A 22,945-nucleotide genomic window follows, 5' to 3' on the forward strand; every position below is an offset into this window, starting at 1 on the left:
CTCACTGGGCGGCGGCGAGATCCCCGCCGCCCTTCAGCGCAACCCATGCATCATATTGCGACAGGAACACCTGCCCGGTCAGCGCATCGAGGAAATGCGAGCGTTTGAGCTTGTCCATCACCGGGCCCTTGACCTCGGTCAGATGCAGGTCGATGCCGTTTTCGCCAAGGCGGGTGTTCAGCTCTTCGAGGGTTTCCAGCGCGCTCATGTCGACATCGTTGACCGCCGGGAACATCAGCACCACGTGGCGCAGATCATTGCAGACGGCGACCTTGCCCAGCACGTATTCCTCGAGAAAGCGGGCGTTGACGAAATACAGGCTCTCATCCACCCGCAGCGTCAGCACGTCGGGCAGCGTGTCGACCTTGTGGCGCTTGACGTTGCGAAAGTGATGGGTGCCCGGCACAAGGCCAACCTCGGCCACATGCGGTTTCGACGTCTTGTAAAGATGCAGGAAGATCGACAGCAGCACCCCGGCCGAAACGCCGGTTTCCACCCCAAGCGTCAGCGTCAGAACGATGGTCGCGGCGACGGCGGTGAAATCGACCTTGCTGTAGACCCATGTCTTTTTCAGGATCGAAAAATCGACAAGGCTGAGCACGGCAACGATGATCGTCGCCGCCAGTGTTGCTGTCGGCAGGAAGAACAGCAGCGGCGTCAGCGCTAGGGTGGCGACGCCGATGCCGATGGCGGTATAGGCTCCGGCGGCGGGGGTTTCGGCCCCGGCATCGAAGTTCACCACCGATCGTGAAAAGCCGCCGGTCACCGGAAAGCCGCCGGACATCGCCGAGGCGATGTTCGATGTGCCCAGCCCAATCAGCTCCTGATCGGGGCTGATGCGCTGGCGGCGCTTGGCGGCGAGCGTCTGCGCCACCGACACCGATTCCACAAAACCGATGATCGAGATCAGCACAGCGGGCAGCAATAGCGTGCGCCACATCTCCACGTCGAACGACGGCGCAGACAGCGGCGGCAGGCCGGTCGGCACCTCGCCCACCAGCTTGACGCCATGGGCGCCAAGATCAAAGGTCCAGGCCGCCAGCGTTGTCAGTACCACGGCGGCAACCGGTCCGGCCTTGGCCCCGACCTCGGCCAGCTTTTTCGGCACCCCCAGCGAGACCAGAAGCGGCTTCAACCCCTTGCGGACCCAGAACAGGAACGCCGTCGCCAGCACGCCGATCACCAGCGTTATAAGGTTGGTCTGCCCGAGATGTTCAATCAGCGACGGCACCAGCTTCACCAAGGTTTCGCCGTGAGCATCGATGCCAAGGATGTGCTTCAGCTGAGACCCCGCGATCAGGATGCCCGAGGCGGTGATGAACCCGGCAATCACCGGATGGCTGAGGAAATTCGCGACGAAGCCCAGCTTCAGTATCCCGAGCAGGGTCAGGAACACGCCCGAAATGAAGGCCAGCGTGATCGCCGCGAGGGCAATGTCGGCCGGATCGGACAAGCCAAGCTGCCCAATGGCGGCGGCAGTCATCAGCGATACCACCGCGACCGGCCCCACCGCCAGCGTGCGCGAGGTGCCGAACACCGCATAGGCCACCAGCGGCAGGATCGAGGCATAAAGCCCCATCTCGGCGGGCAGTCCGGCCAGAAGCGCATAGGCCAGCGATTGCGGGATCAGCATGATGGTCACGATGATCGCCGCGACCAGATCCGACATGGCGGTGTCGCGGGTATAGCTGCGCGCCCAGCCAAGGATCGGCAGGTAGCTCGAGATCGGGGGTAGGGTCATCGGTTCGTCCTGGATTGGGCCGTGGCGGCGATCAGGGCCGCCGATGTCGCATATATATTCCAAATATAGAATTTGTGAAGCGCAAACACCGCGCCGGGCGGAAATGCCGCCCTGCAATCGAAACGTGCGCCGCCCAAGGCGCCAAAGCGGTTCGCCCGCCAGCATCATGTCAGGCCGGGCTAGCAACCCGCGCGGCTCAGCATCGCCTTCCAACAGCCCGATGGCAAGATTTGTTCCCTGAGCAGCCGGGCGCCGCGGGGCGGCTTGGCACCGTTGATCAGCCAGTTGGGGCGCCACGGCAGCTTCGCGCCGCCATGCCAATCTTTCAGCAGCGGGATCGTGTCCCGTTCCCCCCGCCGGACGGCAAGCGCCATGGCAACCCTGACGCGTGCCCCTGAACGAAAAACGCCGCCCCCGAAGGAGCGGCGTCAAGCAGTGCAAAAAGGCGTGGATCAGAAACCCAGACCTTCGTACTTTTTCTTGAACTTCGACACGCGGCCGCCAGCGTCGAGCAGGCGCGACGTTCCGCCGGTCCATGCCGGGTGAACGGTGGGGTCGATATCCAGCGACATCTGGTCGCCTTCTTTGCCCCATGTGCTGCGGGTCTGGTAGATGGTGCCGTCGGTCATCTTGACGTTGATGACGTGGTAATCGGGGTGGATGCCGGATTTCATGGCTTCTCTCCTTACGCGCCGAGCGGCTTGTAGTTGGTGACTTCGGCGATACGGGCCGACTTGCCGCGACGTTCGCGCAGGTAGTACAGCTTGGCGCGACGAACGCGGCCACGGCGCACAACCTCGATGCTGTCGATGTTGGTCGAATACAGCGGGAACACGCGCTCGACGCCCTCACCAAAGGAAATCTTGCGAACGGTGAACGAGCCCGCGATGCCCTTGCCGTTCTTGCGGCTGATGCACACGCCTTCATAGGCCTGCACACGGGTCCGGGTGCCTTCGGTCACCTTGTATCCGACGCGAATGGTATCGCCGGCCTTGAAATCGGGGATGGCTTTCCCCAGCGAGGCAATCTGTTCTGCCTCGAGCTGTGCGATCAGGTCCATCTGACGCTTCTCCTGGTTGCTCACGGTTGGTCCGTGAAGATGTCTCGCGCCCCAGAGCTCCGCGTCTTTGATCGGGTCCGCATCACATGCGCCCGCGGGAGGTTACCGGCGTCGTTCTCTTTATATGGGTCTTCGGGGCCTTCCGGGTCCGCCAAAGCAGCGGGTCAGGCAACACCAAAGAAGCCCGCGCGACTCGTTGGCTGCGCAGACGAGCTGCGTATAGGCGCAGGGGGCGCGCCGATCAAGGAAAATATGGGACTAGAGCGGTTTCTTGAACCCGGCATGGCTTTGCTGAAAGCCAAGCCGCCGGTAAAAGCGATGCGCGTCGGTGCGGCTCAGATCCGAGGTCAGTTGCACCAATGCGCAGCCGCGCCGCCGCGCTTCGGCGATGGCCCAGTCGATCAGCGTGGTGCCAAGCCCGGCGCCGCGGGCATCGGCATGGATGCGCACCGCCTCGATGGTGGCCCGCAGCGCACCCTTGCGCGACAGGCTGGGCGTCATCGACAGTTGAAGAGTGCCGATCACCGCGCCGCCCCGGTCCATCACCATAAGGCAGATATTCGGATCGGATTCGATGGCCTCGAACGCCTGAGTATAGGCCTGCGCCAGCGCTCCGCCGGTTTCCTCGCGCGCCGCGCCAAGCGGGTCGTCTGCGAGAAGGGCGACGATGGCGGGCAGATCATCGCGAGTGGCGCGGCGGATCATTTCTTGCCCTCATGCGCGGCCCAGAGATCGGGGCGGCGGGTGCGGGTGATGTCTTGCGACATGGCGCGGCGCCACTTGGCGATTTCGCCGTGATGACCCGACATCAGCACCGGCGGGATGGCGCGGCCCTTCCACTCGGCGGGCTTGGTATATTGCGGATGCTCGAGCAACCCGTGAGAAAAGCTTTCCTCGTCGGTCGACTCGGCATTGCCAAGCACCCCCGGCAGCAGCCGCACGGTGGCATCCAGCAGCGCCTGCGCCGCCAGTTCTCCGCCGGTCAGGACGAAATCGCCCAGCGAGACCTCGGTGACGTTGTAATGCTCGATGACCCGTTCATCGAGCCCCTCGAAGCGGCCACAGATCAGCGTTGCGCCGGGGCCGCGGGCAAGGCTTTGGGCCATCGCCTGATCGAACCGCCGCCCGCGCGGCGACAGGTAGATGATCGGGGCGGCCGGGTGGATGCGGGCGCGGGCGGCGTCGATGGCGTTGCCCATCACATCGGGGCGCAGCACCATGCCCGCGCCGCCACCGGCGGGGGTGTCATCGACGTTGCGATGCTTGCCGATGCCGAAATCGCGCAGGGGGATGGGGTCGATCTGCCAGATACCATCTTGCAAGGCCTTGCCGGTCAGCGACAGGCCCAGCACCCCCGGAAACGCCTCGGGGAACAGCGATATGACCTGCGCCGTCCAGGCGCGGGCCAGCGCCGGGCTGGACTCGACCAGTTCGCGCGGCTTTGTCGCCGCGCGAATGGTCTTGCGACCGTGGGATTTCGGGGTCGGCGCGGAAGGGGTTTGATCGTCGCTCATGCGCAACGCCTTAGCGCCTTGCCCGGCGCGGCTCAAGCGGCGCGTTGCTCGGCGATGCTATGCTCCGAAGTGCCGTGTTCGGAAATGCGGTCGCGGATTTCCAGCACGCGGTCGGGATGCACGAACTGGTCCGACAGTTCCGCGGCGCGTGCCGGGCCGGCCTCGACCAGTTCCTTGAGCGTGCAGAGCTGAAGCAGCTCGGCATTGCCGAGCGTCGAGGCATCGCCATCATGCCAGTGCTCGATGATGCGGCCGAAGAGTTCGGCAAGCGCAGGGCTGGCGCAATCATGTGCGTCGCCAGTCAATACCGCGTCAACGGTGGCGCGCATCTGGTCGGTTGCGGGGGCCTTGGCCAGCGCCCGACGCAGCGCAGGGCGGCGCATCAGATTGGGTTTGTTGGCGCGGCTGTCCAGCAGGCGTGCGGCAAGGGTGGCCGCGCGGGACAAACCCGGACGCACGCCGAACGTGCGGATTGGCGCGGAAATATTATTGAACGCGGGCGACAACACTGCCCAGGAGGAAAACAACTTGTGACGAACAGTACTCACAATTTTCTCCATTTTCTTGAAAGTCTTGCACAAGGCTTTTCCCTGCGGGCGCGCTAAAATCAAGAGGAATTCCGCAAATACCGAGACTTGCACTCCCCAAGGGATGCCGTCAGGTCACGTTGCCTTGTTTCTGCGCAAGCCTGCGCATGGTCTTTTTGGCTTCCGAAAGCGCCTCGTCCTCCAGGCCGCTGCGATTCAGCGCCAGAAGCACCTCGGCAATTCCCAGATCCGGCTGCTGGTTCATCGGCGGCGGACTCACCAGAAGGTTGCGAATTTGATCCGGCAGGCTCAGCAGATCGAGCATGGGGCTCAGCGGGCCTTCGGGCCGCAGGGTGCTGTCTTCGAGCGGGCAGGACGCGGTGCGGGCCGCAACGGCGCCGACGATGGCAGGCAGGTCCGCGGCGTCGGGAAGCCCCTGCGAGAACTGGTCGAGATCCTGCGTCAGCCGGGTCGAGCGCAGGTTCTGCCACCAGCAAGAGCGCAGCCACGGGTCAGGCGCACGGGTGCTGAAATAGAATGTCAGATCCAGCGAGGGGCCGAACCAATGCGCGGCGTTCTCTGCGATCAGCGCCAGAATGGTTGGGGCGGCGTCGTAGCGGGTGATGCCGTTGCGACCGGGCATGTGCCCGCTCAGATCCTCGGAAGAGATCAGCACCGGGCGCGGATCGTCGCGCCCGATGCCACGAAAGAAGCGCAGCGCGTTGCGGCCGATGGCGTCGCGATGCTTGTCGCTGCGGCTCACCGAATAGCTGCGTGCGGAATGGGCCAGCGGCTCGAAATCCTCGCGCAGGTACAGCCGCAGATGCGGTTCCAGCAGCGCCCGGTTTCGGGACAATGCGATCTGGACAGTGCTGGTACCGGTCTTGTGAAATCCTGGGTGAATGACGACAAGCGTCATTCCAGCAGGCCCTCGGGCGGGTCGGCCACGATGCGCCCCGCCGCAAGGTCGATCGTCGGCACCGCTGCGAGGGTAAAGGGCAGCAGCACGGTTCTGGAGGAGCCGGGCACGATCAGTTCAAGAAGATCCGCCGCGCCGTGGTTGAGCACTGCCTTGACTGTGCCGATCTCGACCCCGCCGGGATCGACCACCGTCAGGCCGATCAGGTCGGCATGGTAATATTCGTCATCGGGCAGCGAGGGCAGCCGGTCGCGCGGCGCAAACAGTTGCGTGCCGTTCAGGGCGTCGGCGTCTTCCTTGCTGCGCACGCCGGACAGGCGCGCCGCAAAGCCGCCCTTGAGTGGGCGGGTGATCTGCACATCAAAGCTGCGGCTGCCGTCTTCGGTGGTCAGCGGCGCGTAATCCGCAATGGCTTCGGGATCGGCGGTAAAGCTCTTGAGGCGGACTTCGCCATGCACCCCGAAGGCGCCTGAAATCGTGCCGACGCAGATCGTATCGCTCAAGTTGCGTTCCTCTGAACATGAAAACTCCGGGTCACTGGATAGACCAGCGCCCGGAGCCTTTGCAATCATTCCCGCAGGATCAGAACCGAAGCCGCATCACGCGGGTCACACCCAGCCGCACGGTCCACTGGTCGGTGTCGTCGACGATCGGGCTGTCGGCGGCATCGTTGCGGTAGTTTTCCCACGTCACCGCGCCTTCGATGCCCCAGTCGTCGTTCAACTGGTAGCTGGCGCCCATCTCGACGCCGGCGGACAGCAGCCCGCCATCGGCGTCGAAGGCACTGCGCGAGGCGGTGGCCTCGTCGCTGTCGACGCCGAAATAGGTGTTGGCGTAGCTGTCGTTGCCCCAGAACAGGCGCGGGCCCATGGTCAGCTTCCAGCGCTCGTCAGGGCGGGCGATGATGTCCATCCCGGCTTCGCCGACCCATGCCTCGCTGCCGCCAAAGCCGCGGCGCACATTGCCGAAGACCTCGTAGGCGTTGCCGGTGTAGCTGACGCCAAAGCCAAGCTCGACGGTGGCGTCGATGTCATCCATGCCGCGCAGCGTGTCGTGGTCCGACGAATCGCGCTCGGGGATAAAGCGGAACGAGCCGCCGAACCCGAGGCCCATCGCATCGTTCCACGGATCGCTGTCGCCAAGACTGAAGCCATTGTTCAGCGTCAGCCCGTGGAAGCTGAAGCCAAGGTCTGGGCCTGCGGTGTAATCGTCGGAGCCGAAGAAATCGGGGGCGCTGGCAACGCCGCCCCGCAGCGAGAACACCACGCCGGGCGACGTTCCCTGCGTCGACACGGCTTCCTGCGCCGAAGCGGTGCCGGCGATCAGCGCGGCGGCAAGCGGCAGGCAATAGGCAAGGCGAGCGATGAACATTTGGCAGGACCCCGGGCAAAGCGGTACGAGAGAAGACTAGCGTGATTGCCACGAAATAACAGCACCAATCAAACGACAAAGGCGCGCGGGATGATTTCCCACGCGCCCCATGCAACCTTGCAACAGTGGATTACTCTGCTGCGGTCTCTTCGCTTGCTGCGGCAACCTTGGCGGCCTTGGCTTCGGCGCGCTCGGTGGCGGCTTTGCCCGGCTTGGCCTTGTCGGGGTTGTTGCGCAGTTTCTTTTCAATGACGCCAGCGGCTTCGAGGAAGCGCGACACGCGGTCAGTGGTCTGGCCGCCCTGGCTGATCCAGTACTGAACGCGCTCGACGTCCAGCTTTACGCGGTTTTCGTCATCCTTGGCGAGCAGCGGGTTATACGTGCCGACCTTTTCGATGAAACGACCGTCGCGCGGCATGCGCGAATCGGCGACGACGATGGCGTAGTGGGGGCGCTTCTTGGAACCGCCGCGGGCGAGCCGGATTTTAAGAGCCATTGGGTTTTCTCCTTTGAATGGCGTTGCTGACGGGGGCCGTCAGGATTGGTGATGTTCGTGGTGCTTGATGACTTCCTGAATGATGAAATTCAGGAACTTCTCGGCGAATTCCGGATCGAGATCCGCCTGACTCGCCAATTCCCTCAACCGCGCGATCTGCTGTTCTTCCCGCGCGGGATCGGATGGGGGCAGCTCGTGGGTGGCCTTGAGCACCCCCACGGCCTGCGTGTGCTTAAACCGTTCGGCCAGCGTGAAGACAAGGATCGCATCGAGCCTGTCGATGCTTTCACGGTGCCCTTTCAGAAGGGATGCGGCGCGCGCAACCGGGTCGATGGTTTCAGTCAATGGCCCAGCCTTTCGGTTTGAAGAGGGAAACGGCGAAAATCGCCATCGCGATGCCATGCGCTGTCGCCCGAAGGGCGGCGGTCGCGGGGTGGAGCTGTTCGCAGGCGGCGCTCATCCCAGCACCTCGTCCGGGCCGGGGTGGCGGAACAGGTCGTCTTCGCCCATCGCCACGTTGGTGTAGGTCCGCTCATAGCGGGCCCCAAGCCGTTCGGCGAGCTTTGCCGAGCGGGTATTGCCGGGCACGATGTTCGAGGTCAGCGTGGTCAGGCCGAGGTCGTCGTAGGCGTAGCGGCGCACCCGCAGCGCGGCCTCGTAGGCGATCGAGCGCCCCTCGAAACCGGCAAAGGTCACCCAGCCGATTTCCGGTTCGGGCCAGCCCTCGGGGTTCCAGATGCCGCACAGACCGGCGGGCAAACCGCTGTCTTTCAGCTCGATGGTGAAATAGCCGTAGCCGCGCAGCAGCCAGTGCCCGAGATTGACCGTGAACCAGCGCCACGCGTCGGAGCGGGTATCGCTGCCGCCAAACCCGTCTGAACGGGGACGGTCCATCAGGAAGGCAATCACGGGCTCTGCGTCCGACGCAATGGGGCCGCGCAGGATCAGGTTTTCGCTCTCAAGGACAGGGGCGGCGACAAGGCTCATGCGTAGGCCTCCGGGTTGCCGTCGGAATCGGGGCTGTGGCGGAAGACAAGGCAATCATCCGGCGTGTCGCCATCGGGCAGGCGCGCGGCGGGGTCGTGGATCGCGCCCAGCCGTTCGGCCAAGGCGCGTGACCGGGCGTTGGCCGGGTCGACATAGGATACCAGCGTGCCGAACCCCTGCGACCAGGCCCAATGCAGCGCGGCGGTTGCGGCTTCGAACGCATAGCCCTTGCCCTCGGCCGTTTCCAGCAGCGTCCAGCCGATTTCGCATTCGGGGAAATGCGGCGGCTGGCAGATGCCGACCTGGCCCAGAAACACGCCATCGCGGGTTTCGATGCCCCAAGCGCCGTGGCCCATCAGGTCCCACATGGCCACCTCGGAGGCCATCCAGCGCCACGCGTCCAGATGCGATACCGCCCCGCCCATATAGCACGCACGATCCGTTCCGAGCAGCGCGCAAAGCGCCGTCAGGTCGGCCATCGTGTGGCCCCTCAGCGTGAGCCGAGGCGTATGCAGGACAGGGGCTGGCATTTACTTCTTCTTGCCGAATCCGCCAAGGCCGGGGGGCAGGCCACCGCCGCCGCCCAGACCGGGAAAGCCGCCCAAGCCGCCGGGCATCTTGCCGCCCATCGCCTTGGCCGCGGCTTCGATCTGCTTGGGGTCCATTTGCGACGGGTCCATGCCTTCGGGCATGCCGCCCTTGCCGAACATGCCCTTCATGGCCTGTTTCAGCATGCCGCCTTTGCCCATCTTGCCCATCTTCTTCATCATGTCGGACATCTGCCGCTGCATCTTCAGCAGCTTGTTGAGATCGGCCACATCCATGCCCGACCCTTTGGCGATGCGCTTCTTGCGCGAGGCCTGAAGCAGCGCGGGGTTGGCGCGTTCCTTCTTGGTCATGGAATTGATCAGGGCGATCTGCTGGCGCAGGACCTTGTCGTCCATGCCGGCATCGTCCATCTGCTTGGCCATCTTGGCCGCGCCCGGCATCATCTGAAGCATCGCGCCCATGCCGCCCATCTTGATCATCTGATCGAGCTGCATCTTGAGGTCGTTCATGTTGAACTGACCCTTGGAAAAGCGCTTCATCATGCGCTCGGCCTGTTCGGCCTCGAGCGTCTGCTGCGCTTTCTCGACCAGCGCGACGATGTCGCCCATGCCAAGGATGCGGCCCGCGACCCGGTCGGGTTCGAAGGTTTCCAGCGCGTCCATCTTTTCGCCAAGGCCGACGAACTTGATCGGCTTGCCGGTGATCGCGCGCATCGACAGGGCGGCGCCGCCGCGCCCGTCGCCATCCATCCGGGTCAGCACCACGCCGGTGATGCCGATGCGGCTGTCGAAGTTTTCCGCCGTGTGCACGGCGTCCTGACCGGTCAGGCCGTCGACCACCAGCAGCGTCTCGCGCGGGTTGGCGACGTCGCGCACCGCTTCGACTTGTGCCATCAGCTCGTCGTCGATCGACAGGCGACCGGCGGTGTCGAGCATGTAGACATCATAGCCGCCAAGGCTGGCCTGAGTCTTGGCGCGCTTGGCGATGGCCACCGGGTCTTCGCCCTTGACGATGGGCAGGGTGTCGACGCCGATCTGCTTGCCGAGGATTTCCAGCTGTTCCATCGCCGCCGGGCGGTTGACGTCGAGCGAGGCCATCAGGACCTTTTTCTTGTCACGCTCCTTGAGCCGCTTGGCCAGTTTGGCGGTGGTGGTGGTCTTGCCGCCACCCTGCAGGCCGACCATCAGGATCGGCGAGGGCGGTGTGTCGATGCGCAAGCTGCCGGGCTCGCCTTCGCCGGCAAGCGTGGCGATCAGCTCGTCATGGACGATCTTCACGACCTGCTGGCCGGGGGTGATGGATTTGGTGACCGCCGCGCCGGTGGCCTTTTTCTCGACCGCCTTGATAAACTGGCGCGCCACTGGCAGCGACACATCCGCCTCTAGCAGCGCAACGCGCACCTCGCGCAGGGCCGTGCGAACGTCATCCTCCGACAGGGCGCCCTGCTTGGTGAGCCGGTCGAAGACGCCGCCAAGGCGATCAGAGAGAGTCTCGAACATGGGGCCACTGGCCTTTCGTCTGTTGATCCATCGTGCCCCAAAGATGGGGGCGGCGCCGTTAATTCCAATGCGCCAAAGCGGAATGGCCTCCGTGGGCGCAACGCGCTGACGGAGGGCGATCCCGGGCCTGGCCCAAGGGACCGGAGGCACAATACGGCATCCGGAGTTGCGCGGGAGGTACCCTCTTGGCGCCGCCGAGTCAAGGATTGCAGGGCTGAGGCCCGGCGGCGGTTGATTTGCGCGCCCGGACAGGATAGCCACTCGCACGTTCCGGCGACTGGTCGGGGCCGGGTTTCGCATTAACTGACGATCGGGTGCTGCTTGACCGGATTCAATGTGACGCCGAATTACGCAAACGGGCCACACTCGCCCGGTTTTGTCGCGGATGTTCGCTGCTGCAGAAAATCAGGCTAGCCGATTCGCCCTGAACGCGCTAAGACCCAACCTAGAAACACGCATTTCAAAGGTGACTCACCATGAAAACTCTTATGACTTCGGCCGCTCTCTTTGCCGCTCTGTCGACCTCGGCCGCCTTCGCACAAGAGCCGGTTGCAGTCGTCACCGTCGATGACCCTTATGCCGTGACGTCGAGCGGCGTCGAGATCCCCAGCGATGCGCTGGCAGCAATGGGCGGCGCAGCCGTGATCATCGCGATCCTCGCGTCTTCGGACGGCGACAGCGACGGCTCCTCGTCGACCACGACCACCACGACCACCAACTAAGGTGATCGACCTGCGCGGCCCTGCACTGGGTGCGCAATTGCAGAATTTTCGAAACGCCCGGGGCCTCCCGGGCGTTTTTCTTTGTGCAGTATCCCGTCAGATGCGGCCGCGAGGGGCGGTTTTTATTGCAATTTCGAACAGGGCTGCGTCATATCGGCGGCGAAAGTGACCATACGCACAGGCCGATTGCATGATGACGAACTGGGACGAGATCCGCACCGCCTTTCAGGTGGCGCGGCTTGGCACCGTAAGTGGCGCCGCCGAGGTGCTCGGAGTGCACCACGCCACGGTGATCCGTCACATTGATGCGCTTGAACAGCGGATGGGCGTCAAGCTGTTCCAACGCCATGCGCGCGGTTACACCCCAACCGAGGCCGGGCGCGATCTGGCCCGCGTCGCCCAGACCACCGATGACCAGTTCCAGCAGCTTGCCGGGCGCATTCGCGGGCAGGGCGAGGGGGTGTCTGGCGAATTGCTGGTCACCTCGCTGATCAATTTCTACCCGCTGATGGTTGGCGCGCTGACCTCGTTCCGCGCCGCCTACCCCGAGATCGTGGTGCGCTACATGACCGGGGCCCGGCTGTTCCGCCTTGAATATGGCGAAGCGCATGTGGCACTGCGCGCCGGGGCTGTCCCGCAAGAGCCTGATAACGTGGTGCAAAGCTTTCCCCGGCAGGAGCTGGCGCTTTACGCCTCGCGCAGCTACATCGCGGCGCGCGGCATGCCCCAGGAAGGGCCGGATTTTGCTACGCATGATTTCATCGGCTTTGATGATCTCGAGATCCGCGCGCCCTTTGCCATCTGGATGCGTGCCAATGTGCCGCCTGAACGTGTGGTGTTTCGCGCCGAAGACGGGCGTGTGCAGCAGGCAGCGGTGAAAGCAGGCGCCGGGGTGGGCTTCATGTCTGTTCAGGAAGCCGCCGGGGATCCCGATCTGGTGCAAGTCCTGCCCCCGCGTGAGGAATGGTCGTCGGCGCTGTGGCTTGTCACCCATGTCGATTTGCACCGCACGCCGAAGGTGCAGGCCTTTCTCAAGCATCTCAAGGATTATGCGGCGGGCATGTCTGCCACATGAGCCCGCAGGCTCAGGGCCATCTTGCCATGCTAAGCTTTTCGGCGCTGGTGGCCGGAAGCTTCGCGCTAGGTTCGATGGCGGCGCCGCAGATTGCGCCGGTTGCGCTGAACGCGGTGCGCTTCGTGATCGCGGGGGCGCTGCTGGCGCTGATCGCCGGGATCAGCGGCAAGGTGACGCGCGAAAGCCTGCGCGCGCCGTGGCGCTATGGCGTGCTGGGCGGGCTGATGATCGCCTATTTCGTGCTGATGTTCGAAGGGCTGAAATTCGCGGCGCCGGTCAGCATGTCGGCGGTATTCACCCTGACGCCGTTGATGGCGGCGGGGTTTGGCTGGTTTCTGGTGCGCCAGCGCATGACCCGGCGCATGGTGCTGGCGCTTGGCGTCGGTGCGACCGGCGCGCTGTGGGTGATCTTTCGCGGTGACCTCGGCACCCTGTTCCGGCAGGGCATCGGGCGCGGCGAGGCGGTGTATTTCATCGGTTGCGCCGCCCATGCGTTCTATGCGCCGCTGGTGCGGCGGCTCAACCGGGGCGAGCCGGCGTTGGTCTTTACGCTCTGGACAAACCTTGCGGGCACCGCGCTGCTGCTGGTGATCGGTGCGCCCGAGATCCTCGCGACCGATTGGGCGGCGCTGCCGGGCATCGTCTGGCTGACCATCGTCTATACCGCTGTCGCGGCGACGGCGATCACCTTTGTCTTGCTGCAATACGCTGCGCTGCGCCTGCCCGCCGCCAAGGTGATGGCCTATACCTATCTGACGCCGTCCTGGGTGATCCTGTGGCAGATGGCGCTTGGCAAGGGGTTGCCGCCGGCGATGATCCTTGTCGGCGTGGCGATGACTTGCCTTGCTCTCGTGCTGCTTCTCAAGCAGGACTGACGCCGGGCAGGGGCGCCTTAGTCGTGGGTATTTCCGGCGCTGGCCTCGGCGTGATCGCTCAGTTCGGACGCAAGGAACCGCTCGAAGGCATCAAGGTTGACCGGCTCGACCAGCCCGAAACCGAACATCCAGACCGAGGCTTCGCGCAGCGCGTCCGGTTCGAGCTTGCACCATTTCACTCGGCCCAGCTTGTCCTGACTGATCAGCCCCGCCGAGGCGAGGATGGCAAGGTGTTTCGAGATCGCAGCAAGCGACATGTCGAAGGGCTCGGCCACGTCGGTCACCGCCATGTCATCCTCGAGCAGCATCGCAAGGATGCGGCGGCGGGTCGGATCGGCGAGTGCGGCAAAGACGGCGGAAAGCGTGTCGGTCATGACCGCCATAAGCGGCGCGGCGGTGCCCGGCGTCAAGCCGCCGGAGCACAGTCAACCGCGGGGTTGAATATACCTGCGCTTGCCCGATGGCGCTAACTGCGGGTGATTTCGGTACGGGTGGATCTGCGATCATGTAAATAATACAGTTAAATCAATATATTGGTGTGCGAGCAAGAAAGAGTTACCGCTTCTTGACTCAGGCCCCCTCAGCCCTTAGCACCCTTCTGGAACCTCGAAGGGGCAAGACAGGGTGAACGATCCCGATCCAAAGCGGCAACTCGACGCGCTGGAGGCGAAGATCGCGGCGGCGAAAGCTGCCCGGGGCGACACCCGCAAGCACCAGGAGGAGCATTATTCGCAGGCGCAACACGCCTGGCGGATGGTGACAGAGATGGTGGCCGGTCTGGGGATCGGCTTTGGCATCGGCTACGGGCTTGACGCGGTCTTCGGAACGCAGCCCTGGCTCATGGTGCTGTTCACATTGCTGGGCTTCGCGGCGGGGGTCAACGTGATGATCCGCACGGCGCGCGAGCTGCAAAACAAACAGGTGGCCGAACTGGCCAGGGACAACCCGGCCGAAATGGCCGACGAGACCGAAAAGAGGGACCGAGATGGCGACTGAAGCAGCGCACGGTGCAGAGATGGCGGAACATGGCGCAGGCCATGCCGAAGAGGCCACCGGACTCGTCTTCCACCCGATGGACCAGTTCATCGTCAAGCCGCTGTTCGGCCATGGCGATGTCGGCATGTTCACCATCACCAACGTGACGCTGTGGCTTGGCATCGCCATCCTTGCGATCTTTGCGCTGATGGTGCTGGGCACCTCGCGCCGCGCCATCGTTCCCTCGCGCACCCAGTCGATCGCCGAACTGGCCTACGGCTTCATCTACAAGATGATTGAAGACGTGACCGGCAAGGACGGCCTGCGGTACTTCCCCTATATCATGACGCTGTTCATGTTCATCGTGACCGCCAACTTCCTTGGCCTGATCCCGATGAGCTTTACCACGACGTCGCATTTCGCCGTGACCATCGTGCTGGCGCTGGCGGTGTTCCTGACCGTGACCATCCTTGGTTTCGTCAAGAACGGCCCGTCCTTCCTTGCGATGTTCTGGGTCAGCTCGGCGCCGCTGGTGCTGCGTCCGGTGCTCGCGGTGATCGAGATCATCTCGTATTTCGTCCGCCCGGTCAGCCACTCCATTCGTCTTGCCGGCAATGTCATGGCAGGCCACGCGGTTCTCAAGGTCTTTGCGGGCTTTGCCGCTGTCGCCGCCGTCTCGCCGCTGACGGTTGTCGCGATCACTGCCATTTACGGGCTCGAAGTGCTCGTGGCCTTCATTCAGGCCTACGTGTTCACGATCCTGACCTGCGTCTATCTCAAGGACGCGCTGCACCCGCATCACTGACGACGGCCGGGCCATCTGGCCCGCGCCCCCCGCACACCCCTCTTCAAGATCACTTCCAGACGTAAGGAGATACCCCCATGGAAGGTCAACTCGCACACATCGGCGCAGGTCTCGCAGGTCTCGGCACCGGTCTCGCCGCTCTCGGCGTCGGCAACGTTGCTGCAAACTTCCTGTCGGGCGCGCTTCGCAACCCGTCGGCAGCTGCTTCGCAGACCGCCACCCTGTTCATCGGCATCGCCTTCGCCGAAGCACTCGGCATCTTCTCGTTCCTCGTTGCCCTGCTGCTGATGTTCGCCGTCTAAGACGGTACCAAAGCATCCTTACGCGCGGGCGGCCCTCTTGCTGAGCGGCCGCCCGAAGTAAAGACAACGTTCCGACGGAGGACAACATGGCGACCACACAACTCGCCGAAGATCTTGCGGGCTTTTGCGTCGACCAGCACGGCTCCGCCATCGGGATGCCCCAGCTTTGCGCCGACTGGATTCCCAACCAGATCTTCTGGCTGCTGATCGCCCTTGTGGTGATCTTTTTCATCCTGTCGCGCGTCGCTCTGCCGCGCATCGCGTCGGTTCTTGCCGAGCGGACCGGCACGATCACCAATGACATCGCGGCTGCCGAAGAGCTGAAGCGTCAGGCGTCCGAGGCCGAAAAGGCCTATGACAAGGCGCTTGCCGACGCCCGCACCGAAGCTCAGGCCATCGGCCAGCGCACCCGCGACGACATCAAGGCGCAGCTCGACATCGCCGTGGCCAAGGCCGACGAGCAGATCGCCGCCAAGACTGCCGAATCCGAAGCTGCCATCGCTGAAATCCGCGCCTCTGCCGTGCAGAACGTCGAGATCGTGGCGAAGGATACCGCCCTTGCCATCGTTGCGGCACTTGGCGGCAAGGCCGACGCCCAGACGGTTTCCGCCGCGGTCGACAGCCGTCTGAAAGGATGAGAGACATGCGCAAGCTGACCCTGACCACCGCTTTTGGCATGTTTGCAGCCAGCCCCGCGCTGGCCGCATCCGGCCCGTTCTTCTCGCTGCGCAACACCGATTTCGTGGTGCTGATCGGTTTCCTGCTGTTCCTTGGGGTGCTTGTGTATTTCAAGGTGCCGTCGCTGCTGGGCAACCTGCTCGACAAGCGTTCGACCGGCATCCGCAACGAGCTCGACGAAGCCCGCGCCCTGCGCGAAGAAGCGCAGACGCTGCTGGCCTCTTACGAGCGCAAGCAGGGTGAGGTTGCGGCGCAGGCCGACAGCATCGTGAAAAACGCCCGGGTCGAGGCAGAAGCGGCTGCGGCGCAGGCGCACAAGGATCTTGAAGCGACCATCGCGCGCCGTTTGCAGGCCGCCGAAGAGCAGATCGCCTCGGCGCAGTCCGCAGCGGTGAAAGACGTGCGCGATCGCGCTGCGATGGTGGCGGTTGCCGCTGCGCGGGACGTGATTGCCCAGCAGACCTCGGCTGCCGACAAGGACCGCATGATCGACGATTCCATCTTGGAAGTCGGTGCCAAGCTGCACTGATCCCGCGGTTTCAGCAATCTGTCAAAGCCCGGCCTTGCGGTCGGGCTTTTGTCGTTTCCGAGGGGCGGAAATCTGGGCAAGATCTTGCCGATCACGTCTTGATGAGGTAGCGCGATTGGGCCGGGCGGCAGATCCGGACCCCAACAGATGAGGCAGACGTGGCGCATATCATTGTTGTCGGAAACGAGAAGGGCGGGGCGGGGAAATCCACCGTCTCGATGCATGTGGCGACCGCGCTGGTGCGCATGGGTCACCGGGTGGGAACGCTTGATCTCGACATGCGGCAAAAGACCATGGGGCGCTATTGTCAGAACCGGGCGGCGTTTCTTGATTCCAAGGGGATCGACTTGCCGACCCCCCGGTACATCGAACTGCCCGAGGTTGCGCCCGAACAGCTCGCCCCCGCCGAAAACGTCAACGACCGTCGCCTGACCGAGGCGCTGGCGATCCTCGAGCCGCAGTCGGATTTCATCCTGATCGACTGCCCCGGTTCGCACACACGGCTGAGCCAGGTCGCGCATTCGATGGCTGACACGCTGATCACGCCGCTCAATGACAGTTTCATCGATTTCGACCTGCTGGCGCGGATCGACGGCGCGACGGATCGCATTCTTGGCCCGTCGGTCTATTCCGAAATGGTCTGGGGGGCGCGCCAGTTGCGGGCGCAAACCGGGCGCCCGCCGATCGACTGGATCGTGCTGCGCAACCGGCTTGGCGTGCAGCAGATGATCAACAAGCAGAAGATGGAGAGCGCGCTTGATCGGCTCTCCAAGCGGATCGGCTTCCGCATCGCGCCGGGCTTTTCCGAGCGGGTGATCTTTCGCGAACTGTTCCCGCGCGGGCTGACGCTGCTCGATCTGCGCGATATCGGGGTGCGGGCGCTGAATATCTCGAACGTTGCCGCGCGGCAGGAGTTGCGCGACCTGCTGGTCACCATCAACCTGCCGGGCGTCACCGTCAAATTCTAGCGCCGGGCGCGGATCTTCAGCGACAGCGCGGTCAGTCCGACACCAGTGCTTAGCAGGTCAACGCCAAGGAACAGGCCCAGCAAGCTGCCGGGGTCACTGGGAAGTGCGACGATGACCAGCACGCCAAGGATCACCGAGACGGCCCCCGATGCGACCAGCCAGCCCCAGCCGGGCAGATGGCGCATCATCAGCCCCAGCCAGATCCGCAGCACGCCTGAGGCGATAAAGAAGCCGGCGATGAGCAGCGTCAGCGACACGATGCCCATCAGCGGGTTGGCAATCAGCGACACGCCGAAGGCAAGGATCAGCAGGCCCAGAAGGCCCGAGAGCCCGCGCCCGACGCCGCCGCCCTCGTCCTGAAATGCGATCCACATCTGAATGGCCCCCCCGAGGGTGAAAATGCCCCCGGCAATGGCCACGGCCGTCAGCGATGCAGCGAACGGGTTGAGAAACGCCATCAGCCCGCCGACGATCAGCAGGGCGCCAAGAATGAGCATCCAGCGCCAGTCGGGGCGCAGGGGCCGTGGCGTGCGGCGGTGGGTGCTGTCGGCATGATCGGTCATGATCGCTCTCCATCTTTCTATAAACCGAACGAGCCCGCGCAGAGCCGGTTCCATGCCAAGATGTCGCAGCGGCCATGTCGTAAGCGAAGGGTGCGTGGGCTGGAACGCCCGGAGGCAACGTGCCATGACAGCAACGTTCATCAACTGTTAACCAATTCTGTCGTCTAGTGACGGGATGAAACACATCAGCCTCAGCTTCGTCGCCTTGTTGGCCGCCTGCAACATGGGGGGGCCGGGGTTCTACGGCGTAACGCCGGTCACGCGCAAGGTCGAGGGGTCGACTTTCGTGATGCGGTTCAGGGATGACATGGCCGAAGTGATCCGCACCAATCCCGAATTCCCGGCCCGCTACGGCCCGATTTCCGAGCGGGCGCAAAAAGCGGTCTTTCTTGAAACCGGCTGCAAGCCGGCATGGGTGACGGGCGATCCGGCGGTGATGGTGATGGGGCTTAGCTGCCATGGCCGCCCGGCCCCCAAGGAGCCGCGCAATCGCATCATCTCCTGCGACATCATGGGAAGCTACATCAACGATCGTCTGGGCGGCGAGGCTACGCTGGAATGCACCAAGCGCTGATCAAGATGGCGCGCTGACCGCCTTTTCGTAAAACAGGCTGGACCCGTTGGTCTGATAACCGCCGAATGGCTCACGCCTTTTGTAACCGTAGCGCTCGTAGAGCGACACCGCAGCCGCCAACTTGTCGCCTGTCTCCAAGCGTAGAAGATGCAGCCCCTCGCGCTCGGCGGCGGCTTCGAGATGTTCGAGCAGCCGTCGCGCCACGCCGATGCCGCGCGCCACCGGGGCCACGAACATCGACTTCACCTCGCCATAGCCATCCTTGCGTGCCAGCGCGGCGCAGCCCAGCAATTCGCCACCCTCCACAGCGCCGTAAAACGTGACCGACGGATCGCACAGCGCCTCGATATCCAGATATGCGTTGGCTTCGGGTGGAAACAGTGAATCCATCAGCGCATGGCTTTCGGCAAGCAGGGCGGCAGCGCGCGGATCGCGGGGCGAAACCAGTGTTATGGCAAGAGGCATTGGCAGCTCCGTTTCAGTCCGGCGATGAAACGCACTAACATTCCGCAGGTCAATCCCTTAGATGGTCGTGGTTCACGCAATATCTTGTGGATAACCCGTGATCATCCGCGATATGCAGGCCAAATGGTTTGACAGTACCGGCCTGCAACGGCGAAACTGTCCGGCGCAACGGAATCAGGGCAGTATCAGGTGCAGTTCTCACGTCTTCGGCTATCAGGCTTCAAGAGCTTCGTCGATCCCACGGAACTTGTCATTGCCGACGGGCTGACCGGCGTGGTCGGGCCCAATGGCTGCGGCAAGTCCAACCTGCTCGAGGCGCTGCGCTGGGTGATGGGGGAAACCCGCGCCAAGGCGATGCGCGGATCGGGCATGGAAGACGTGATCTTCGCGGGTGCCTCGACCCGCCCGGCGCGCAATTTCGCCGAGGTCTGCCTGACCATCGACAATTCCGACCGGCTCGCCCCGGCCGGGTTCAACGACACCGACCAGCTCGACATCGTGCGCCGGATCACCCGCGACGTCGGCTCTGCCTACAAGGCCAATGGCAAGGAAACCCGCGCCCGTGACGTGCAGATGCTGTTCGCCGACGCTTCGACCGGCTCGACCTCTCCGGCGCTGGTGCGGCAGGGACAGATCGCCGAGCTGATCAACGCCAAGCCGCGCAACCGGCGGCGCATTCTCGAAGAAGCCGCGGGCATTTCCGGCCTGTACCAGCGTCGCCACGAGGCGGAGCTGAAGCTGTCGAGCGCCGAGGCCAACCTGCTGCGCGTCGATGACGTGGTCGAACAGCTGGCCGGACAGCTCGGGCAACTGGCCCGGCAAGCCCGGCAGGCGGCACGCTACCGCGCCATCGGCGAAGAGCTGCGCCGCGCCGAAGGGCTGTTGCTGTTCCGTCGCTGGAAGGAAGCCGACGACGCCCGTCTGGCCGCCGAGACCGAATATCGCAGCCACGTCACCGGCGCGGCGCAGGCCGAGGGCGCCGCCCGCGCGGCGGCAAAGCTGCGCGCCGAGCGCGAGGAAAAGCTGCCATCGCTGCGCGAGGAAGAGGCGATCGCGGCGGCGATCCTTCAGCGCCTGACGGTGCAGCGTGACACGCTGTCCGATCAGGAAAGGCGCGCCGCTGAAACCATTGCCGCGCTGACCCGCCGCATCGCCCAGATGGCCAAGGACATGGAGCGCGAAGGCGGGCTGAACCGTGACGCCGGCGAAACCATTGCCCAGCTCGAGGCCGAAGCGCAGGCCTTGGCCGATGCCGCCGAGGGCCATGAGGAACGCCTTGAAGAAGCCTCCGAGGCCGCGTCCGAAGCCGCCGCTACCTTGCACGAGCGCGAGGCCGACCTTGCGCAGCGCACCGAGGATGTGGCGCGGCTTGCCGCCCGCCACCAGTCGGCGCACCGCTTCCTTGCGGATTCCAAACGGCTGGTCGAGCGCTATGATGGCGAGGCCGCCCGTGCCCGCGCCGCCGTGGCGCAGGCCGGCGATGTGGCCGCCGAGGCCGCTCAGCTGATGGACGACGCCCGCGACGCCGCCGAAGCCGCGCAGGAGGCTGCCGAAGCCGCCGAAGAGCATCTCGCCGACGCCGACGCCGCGCGCTCCGAAACCGCCAGTCTCGAGGCCGAGGCCCGCGCCGAACGTTCCAGCGCCGAGGGCGAGTTCAACGCCTTGCGCGCCGAGGTCACCGCCTTGGCCCGGCTTCTCGATCGCGACACCGCTGAGGGCGGTCAGATCCTCGACCGGCTTCAGGTGCAGAAAGGCTATGAAAAGGCGCTTGGCGCAGCGCTTGCCGACGATCTGCGCGCCCCCGAAGTCGATGCCGACGGCCCCACCGGTTGGGCGGCGCTGCCCCCCTATGACGACAGCCAGCCGCTCCCCGCCGGGGTGACGACGCTGTCGCAACATGTCTCGGCGCCCGAAGTGCTGGGCCGGCGGATGTCGCAGATCGGGCTTGCCTCTGCCGTTGATGGCGCCCGCCTGCAACCGTTGCTGCGCCCCGGCCAGCGGCTGGTGAGCCTCGAGGGCGATCTGTGGCGCTGGGATGGCTACCGCGCATGGGCCGAAGATGCGCCCTCTGCCGCCGCGCTGCGACTGGAACAGCGCAACAAGCTTGAAACGCTCAGGCAGGAGATGGCCGAGGCGACCGCCCGCGTCGATGAAATGCGCGCCGCGCATGAGACTCTGGTGGCGACACTGGCGCAACAGACCCAAGCCGACAAAAACGCCCGCGAGGCCCGCCGTCAGGCCGACCAGCACCTGAACGACATGGTCCGCGCCGCCAACCGCGCCGAGGCCGACCGCAACATGGCGACGGGCAAGCTGGAAAGCCTTGCGATGGCGGTCACCCGCCACGAAGACGACGCGACAACGGCGCGCAAGCAGCTGCTCGAAGCCGAGCGCGCCGTCACCGATCTGGGCGATCTGGAAACCGCCCGCGCCGAGGTCGAAGACATCAAGGTCACGGTCGAAGCCGCCCGCATGACCATGATGACCCGCCGCTCCGCCCATGATGAGCTGCGTCGCGAAGGTGAGGCCCGCAAAAGCCGGGCGCAACAGGTCGCGAGGGATCTGTCGGGCTGGCGCAACCGTCTGGACACGGCGGAAAAGCGCAGTGCCGAACTGGCCGAGCGCAAGGCCGCCGCCGAGGATGAACTGGAAGAAGCCGTCGCGCTGCCCGCCGAACTGGCGGAAAAACGCGACGAGCTGAACGAGGCCATCTCCCGTGACGAGGCCCGCCGCGCCGCCGCCGCCGAGGCGTTGGTGCAAGCCGAAACCGCCCTGCGCGAAGCCATCGCTCATGAGCGCGACGCCGAACGTCTCGCTTCCGAAGCACGCGAAGCGCGGGCGCGCTCCGAGGCCCGCGTCGAGGCCGCGCGCGAAACGGTCGATTCCGCCGCCGCCCGCATTCTCGAAGATCAGGAAACCACGCCGCAAAACCTGCTGGACCGGCTTGAAACCGCACCCGAAGACATGCCCCCGTCAGATCGCATCGAAGCCGATGTGAACCGGCTGAAACGCCAACGCGACGCGCTTGGCGCGGTCAATCTGCGCGCCGAGGAAGACGCCCGAGAGATCCAGACCGAACACGACACGCTCGCCAGCGAAAAGACCGACCTCGAAGAGGCGATCAAGACCCTGCGCTCCGGCATTGCCTCTCTGAACCGCGAAGGGCGCGAACGGCTGCTCACCGCGTTCGAGCAGGTGAACAGCAACTTCCGGCTGCTGTTCACGCATCTGTTCAACGGTGGCGAAGCCAATCTCGTGATGGTCGAATCCGACGACCCGCTCGAGGCCGGGCTGGAAATCATGTGCCAGCCGCCGGGCAAGAAGCTTTCGACTCTGTCGCTGCTGTCGGGCGGCGAACAGACCCTGACAGCGATGGCGCTGATCTTTGCGGTGTTCATCGCCAACCCCGCGCCGATCTGCGTGCTTGACGAGGTCGACGCGCCGCTCGATGACGCCAACGTCACGCGCTTCTGCGACCTGCTGGACGAAATGTGCCGCCGCACCGACACTCGCTTCCTTATCATCACGCATCACGCTGTGACCATGTCGCGGATGGACCGTCTGTTCGGGGTCACGATGCAGGAACAGGGCGTCTCGCAACTGGTCTCGGTCGATCTCAAAAGGGCCGAAAAGCTCGTCGCCTGACCTCTTTTGCAAGTCGAAGGCGCCGCGCCCGCCTTTCTTCTGGCCGAAAATATCCCGGGGGTCCGGGGGCTGGCCCCCGGCTGTTGCTTGTTCGGGGCCAGCCCCC

At 64.6% G+C, this 22,945-nt stretch carries 28 protein-coding genes; 11 read left to right on the forward strand and 17 right to left on the reverse strand.

From position 1 onward, the window contains the following. Position 1 precedes the first annotated feature (1 nt). The 14 genes from Q4543_RS10745 to ffh form a co-directional block, all read right to left on the reverse strand. Positions 2 to 1,741, reverse strand: a complete 1,740-nt coding sequence (locus Q4543_RS10745; protein ID WP_303438133.1) for a SulP family inorganic anion transporter — start codon at positions 1,739 to 1,741, stop codon at positions 2 to 4. A gap of 452 nt (positions 1,742 to 2,193) precedes the next feature. After that, entirely contained in the window at positions 2,194 to 2,415 is a 222-nt protein-coding gene (gene rpmE, locus Q4543_RS10750) for a 50S ribosomal protein L31 (RefSeq protein WP_216003099.1), read from the reverse strand. An 11-nt stretch (positions 2,416 to 2,426) separates the two neighbouring features. After that, on the reverse strand, positions 2,427 to 2,801 hold the full coding sequence (rplS, locus tag Q4543_RS10755) for a 50S ribosomal protein L19 (RefSeq protein ID WP_216003098.1): 375 nt from the start codon (positions 2,799 to 2,801) through the stop codon (positions 2,427 to 2,429). Positions 2,802 to 3,059: 258 nt separating this feature from the next. Then, positions 3,060 to 3,506: a GNAT family N-acetyltransferase gene (locus tag Q4543_RS10760; RefSeq protein ID WP_303438138.1), complete on the reverse strand. Its 447-nt coding sequence runs from the start codon at positions 3,504 to 3,506 to the stop codon at positions 3,060 to 3,062. Further along, complete coding sequence (trmD, locus tag Q4543_RS10765; RefSeq protein ID WP_303438141.1) at positions 3,503 to 4,315, reverse strand: tRNA (guanosine(37)-N1)-methyltransferase TrmD; 813 nt, start codon at positions 4,313 to 4,315, stop codon at positions 3,503 to 3,505. The genes Q4543_RS10760 and trmD overlap by 4 nt, the downstream gene beginning before the upstream one ends. A gap of 32 nt (positions 4,316 to 4,347) precedes the next feature. Next, entirely contained in the window at positions 4,348 to 4,926 is a 579-nt protein-coding gene (locus Q4543_RS10770) for a hypothetical protein (protein ID WP_303438144.1), read from the reverse strand. Positions 4,927 to 4,972: 46 nt separating this feature from the next. After that, complete coding sequence (locus tag Q4543_RS10775; RefSeq protein WP_303438146.1) at positions 4,973 to 5,761, reverse strand: hypothetical protein; 789 nt, start codon at positions 5,759 to 5,761, stop codon at positions 4,973 to 4,975. Then, positions 5,758 to 6,264: a ribosome maturation factor RimM gene (rimM, locus tag Q4543_RS10780; protein WP_303438148.1), complete on the reverse strand. Its 507-nt coding sequence runs from the start codon at positions 6,262 to 6,264 to the stop codon at positions 5,758 to 5,760. Before rimM ends, Q4543_RS10775 begins: the two co-directional genes overlap by 4 nt. 79 nt (positions 6,265 to 6,343) lie before the next feature. Next, entirely contained in the window at positions 6,344 to 7,132 is a 789-nt protein-coding gene (locus tag Q4543_RS10785) for a MipA/OmpV family protein (protein ID WP_303438151.1), read from the reverse strand. Positions 7,133 to 7,262: 130 nt separating this feature from the next. After that, positions 7,263 to 7,628 (reverse strand): 30S ribosomal protein S16, encoded by a 366-nt coding sequence (gene rpsP / locus Q4543_RS10790; protein ID WP_303438153.1) that lies wholly within the window; start codon positions 7,626 to 7,628, stop codon positions 7,263 to 7,265. 39 nt (positions 7,629 to 7,667) lie between these two features. Next, positions 7,668 to 7,973: a chorismate mutase gene (locus tag Q4543_RS10795; RefSeq protein WP_216003090.1), complete on the reverse strand. Its 306-nt coding sequence runs from the start codon at positions 7,971 to 7,973 to the stop codon at positions 7,668 to 7,670. Positions 7,974 to 8,084: 111 nt separating this feature from the next. After that, positions 8,085 to 8,615, reverse strand: coding sequence for a GNAT family N-acetyltransferase (locus Q4543_RS10800; RefSeq protein WP_303438157.1), 531 nt, complete (start codon positions 8,613 to 8,615; stop codon positions 8,085 to 8,087). After that, the gene (locus Q4543_RS10805; protein ID WP_303438159.1) at positions 8,612 to 9,145 is read right to left on the reverse strand and encodes a GNAT family N-acetyltransferase; all 534 of its coding nucleotides are present in this window, start codon (positions 9,143 to 9,145) and stop codon (positions 8,612 to 8,614) included. Before Q4543_RS10805 ends, Q4543_RS10800 begins: the two co-directional genes overlap by 4 nt. Continuing rightward, a complete protein-coding gene (ffh, locus tag Q4543_RS10810) occupies positions 9,146 to 10,663 on the reverse strand; it encodes a signal recognition particle protein (protein WP_303438161.1) in 1,518 nt (505 codons plus the stop codon). A 476-nt stretch (positions 10,664 to 11,139) separates the two neighbouring features. Between ffh and Q4543_RS10815 the strand changes: the two genes are divergently transcribed. From Q4543_RS10815 to Q4543_RS10825, 3 genes are all read left to right on the forward strand, one after another. Then, the gene (locus tag Q4543_RS10815; RefSeq protein ID WP_303438164.1) at positions 11,140 to 11,385 is read left to right on the forward strand and encodes a hypothetical protein; all 246 of its coding nucleotides are present in this window, start codon (positions 11,140 to 11,142) and stop codon (positions 11,383 to 11,385) included. A gap of 193 nt (positions 11,386 to 11,578) precedes the next feature. Continuing rightward, on the forward strand, positions 11,579 to 12,460 hold the full coding sequence (locus tag Q4543_RS10820) for a LysR family transcriptional regulator (RefSeq protein WP_303438223.1): 882 nt from the start codon (positions 11,579 to 11,581) through the stop codon (positions 12,458 to 12,460). After that, on the forward strand, positions 12,457 to 13,335 hold the full coding sequence (locus Q4543_RS10825) for a DMT family transporter (protein ID WP_303438167.1): 879 nt from the start codon (positions 12,457 to 12,459) through the stop codon (positions 13,333 to 13,335). Before Q4543_RS10820 ends, Q4543_RS10825 begins: the two co-directional genes overlap by 4 nt. Before the next feature lie 17 nt (positions 13,336 to 13,352). Here Q4543_RS10825 and Q4543_RS10830 read toward each other — a convergent pair whose 3' ends face one another. Next, complete coding sequence (locus Q4543_RS10830) at positions 13,353 to 13,709, reverse strand: metalloregulator ArsR/SmtB family transcription factor (protein ID WP_216003085.1); 357 nt, start codon at positions 13,707 to 13,709, stop codon at positions 13,353 to 13,355. Between the two features lie 250 nt (positions 13,710 to 13,959). On the opposite strand from Q4543_RS10830, the gene Q4543_RS10835 reads away from it, so the two are divergent. The 6 genes from Q4543_RS10835 to Q4543_RS10860 all read left to right on the forward strand — a co-directional run bounded on the left by Q4543_RS10835 (position 13,960) and on the right by Q4543_RS10860 (position 17,592). After that, a complete protein-coding gene (locus Q4543_RS10835) occupies positions 13,960 to 14,331 on the forward strand; it encodes an AtpZ/AtpI family protein (protein WP_216003084.1) in 372 nt (123 codons plus the stop codon). Beyond that, a complete protein-coding gene (locus Q4543_RS10840) occupies positions 14,321 to 15,115 on the forward strand; it encodes a F0F1 ATP synthase subunit A (RefSeq protein ID WP_216003083.1) in 795 nt (264 codons plus the stop codon). The genes Q4543_RS10835 and Q4543_RS10840 overlap by 11 nt, the downstream gene beginning before the upstream one ends. 77 nt (positions 15,116 to 15,192) lie before the next feature. Then, positions 15,193 to 15,417 (forward strand): F0F1 ATP synthase subunit C, encoded by a 225-nt coding sequence (locus tag Q4543_RS10845; RefSeq protein ID WP_009505655.1) that lies wholly within the window; start codon positions 15,193 to 15,195, stop codon positions 15,415 to 15,417. An 86-nt stretch (positions 15,418 to 15,503) separates the two neighbouring features. After that, positions 15,504 to 16,055: a F0F1 ATP synthase subunit B' gene (locus Q4543_RS10850; protein ID WP_303438178.1), complete on the forward strand. Its 552-nt coding sequence runs from the start codon at positions 15,504 to 15,506 to the stop codon at positions 16,053 to 16,055. A gap of 5 nt (positions 16,056 to 16,060) precedes the next feature. Beyond that, a complete protein-coding gene (locus Q4543_RS10855) occupies positions 16,061 to 16,624 on the forward strand; it encodes a F0F1 ATP synthase subunit B (protein WP_216003081.1) in 564 nt (187 codons plus the stop codon). A gap of 158 nt (positions 16,625 to 16,782) precedes the next feature. After that, positions 16,783 to 17,592: a division plane positioning ATPase MipZ gene (locus Q4543_RS10860; RefSeq protein ID WP_303438181.1), complete on the forward strand. Its 810-nt coding sequence runs from the start codon at positions 16,783 to 16,785 to the stop codon at positions 17,590 to 17,592. Here the strand turns inward: Q4543_RS10860 and Q4543_RS10865 are convergent. Continuing rightward, the gene (locus Q4543_RS10865) at positions 17,589 to 18,155 is read right to left on the reverse strand and encodes an HdeD family acid-resistance protein (protein ID WP_303438184.1); all 567 of its coding nucleotides are present in this window, start codon (positions 18,153 to 18,155) and stop codon (positions 17,589 to 17,591) included. The genes Q4543_RS10860 and Q4543_RS10865 overlap by 4 nt on opposite strands. Positions 18,156 to 18,330: 175 nt before the next feature. Here Q4543_RS10865 and Q4543_RS10870 point away from each other — a divergent pair, with 175 nt between their 5' ends. After that, on the forward strand, positions 18,331 to 18,729 hold the full coding sequence (locus Q4543_RS10870; RefSeq protein ID WP_303438186.1) for a hypothetical protein: 399 nt from the start codon (positions 18,331 to 18,333) through the stop codon (positions 18,727 to 18,729). On the opposite strand, the gene Q4543_RS10875 is transcribed toward Q4543_RS10870, so the two are convergent. Continuing rightward, positions 18,730 to 19,194: a GNAT family N-acetyltransferase gene (locus tag Q4543_RS10875; protein ID WP_303438190.1), complete on the reverse strand. Its 465-nt coding sequence runs from the start codon at positions 19,192 to 19,194 to the stop codon at positions 18,730 to 18,732. A gap of 189 nt (positions 19,195 to 19,383) precedes the next feature. Here Q4543_RS10875 and smc point away from each other — a divergent pair, with 189 nt between their 5' ends. Beyond that, positions 19,384 to 22,839, forward strand: a complete 3,456-nt coding sequence (gene smc, locus Q4543_RS10880; protein WP_303438193.1) for a chromosome segregation protein SMC — start codon at positions 19,384 to 19,386, stop codon at positions 22,837 to 22,839. Positions 22,840 to 22,945: the final 106 nt, after the last annotated feature.

The organism is Salipiger sp. 1_MG-2023, from assembly GCF_030547555.1.
Lineage (GTDB): Bacteria > Pseudomonadota > Alphaproteobacteria > Rhodobacterales > Rhodobacteraceae > Salipiger.

What these genes read in the sequence shown, in the direction of transcription:
- rpsP (WP_303438153.1), bottom strand. Translation starts at nt 7,628, where the DNA reads ATGGCTCTTAAAATCCGGCTCGCCCGCGGCGGTTCCAAGAAGCGCCCC.
- Q4543_RS10825 (WP_303438167.1), top strand. Translation starts at nt 12,457, where the DNA reads ATGAGCCCGCAGGCTCAGGGCCATCTTGCCATGCTAAGCTTTTCGGCG.
- trmD (WP_303438141.1), bottom strand. Translation starts at nt 4,315, where the DNA reads ATGAGCGACGATCAAACCCCTTCCGCGCCGACCCCGAAATCCCACGGT.
- Q4543_RS10870 (WP_303438186.1), top strand. Translation starts at nt 18,331, where the DNA reads ATGAAACACATCAGCCTCAGCTTCGTCGCCTTGTTGGCCGCCTGCAAC.
- Q4543_RS10875 (WP_303438190.1), bottom strand. Translation starts at nt 19,194, where the DNA reads ATGCCTCTTGCCATAACACTGGTTTCGCCCCGCGATCCGCGCGCTGCC.
- Q4543_RS10800 (WP_303438157.1), bottom strand. Translation starts at nt 8,615, where the DNA reads ATGAGCCTTGTCGCCGCCCCTGTCCTTGAGAGCGAAAACCTGATCCTG.
- Q4543_RS10840 (WP_216003083.1), top strand. Translation starts at nt 14,321, where the DNA reads ATGGCGACTGAAGCAGCGCACGGTGCAGAGATGGCGGAACATGGCGCA.
- Q4543_RS10865 (WP_303438184.1), bottom strand. Translation starts at nt 18,155, where the DNA reads ATGACCGATCATGCCGACAGCACCCACCGCCGCACGCCACGGCCCCTG.
- Q4543_RS10815 (WP_303438164.1), top strand. Translation starts at nt 11,140, where the DNA reads ATGAAAACTCTTATGACTTCGGCCGCTCTCTTTGCCGCTCTGTCGACC.
- rplS (WP_216003098.1), bottom strand. Translation starts at nt 2,801, where the DNA reads ATGGACCTGATCGCACAGCTCGAGGCAGAACAGATTGCCTCGCTGGGG.
- Q4543_RS10845 (WP_009505655.1), top strand. Translation starts at nt 15,193, where the DNA reads ATGGAAGGTCAACTCGCACACATCGGCGCAGGTCTCGCAGGTCTCGGC.
- Q4543_RS10745 (WP_303438133.1), bottom strand. Translation starts at nt 1,741, where the DNA reads ATGACCCTACCCCCGATCTCGAGCTACCTGCCGATCCTTGGCTGGGCG.
- Q4543_RS10760 (WP_303438138.1), bottom strand. Translation starts at nt 3,506, where the DNA reads ATGATCCGCCGCGCCACTCGCGATGATCTGCCCGCCATCGTCGCCCTT.
- Q4543_RS10820 (WP_303438223.1), top strand. Translation starts at nt 11,579, where the DNA reads ATGACGAACTGGGACGAGATCCGCACCGCCTTTCAGGTGGCGCGGCTT.
- Q4543_RS10785 (WP_303438151.1), bottom strand. Translation starts at nt 7,132, where the DNA reads ATGTTCATCGCTCGCCTTGCCTATTGCCTGCCGCTTGCCGCCGCGCTG.
- Q4543_RS10850 (WP_303438178.1), top strand. Translation starts at nt 15,504, where the DNA reads ATGGCGACCACACAACTCGCCGAAGATCTTGCGGGCTTTTGCGTCGAC.
- Q4543_RS10805 (WP_303438159.1), bottom strand. Translation starts at nt 9,145, where the DNA reads ATGCCAGCCCCTGTCCTGCATACGCCTCGGCTCACGCTGAGGGGCCAC.
- ffh (WP_303438161.1), bottom strand. Translation starts at nt 10,663, where the DNA reads ATGTTCGAGACTCTCTCTGATCGCCTTGGCGGCGTCTTCGACCGGCTC.
- rpmE (WP_216003099.1), bottom strand. Translation starts at nt 2,415, where the DNA reads ATGAAATCCGGCATCCACCCCGATTACCACGTCATCAACGTCAAGATG.
- Q4543_RS10830 (WP_216003085.1), bottom strand. Translation starts at nt 13,709, where the DNA reads ATGACCGACACGCTTTCCGCCGTCTTTGCCGCACTCGCCGATCCGACC.
- Q4543_RS10855 (WP_216003081.1), top strand. Translation starts at nt 16,061, where the DNA reads ATGCGCAAGCTGACCCTGACCACCGCTTTTGGCATGTTTGCAGCCAGC.
- Q4543_RS10775 (WP_303438146.1), bottom strand. Translation starts at nt 5,761, where the DNA reads ATGACGCTTGTCGTCATTCACCCAGGATTTCACAAGACCGGTACCAGC.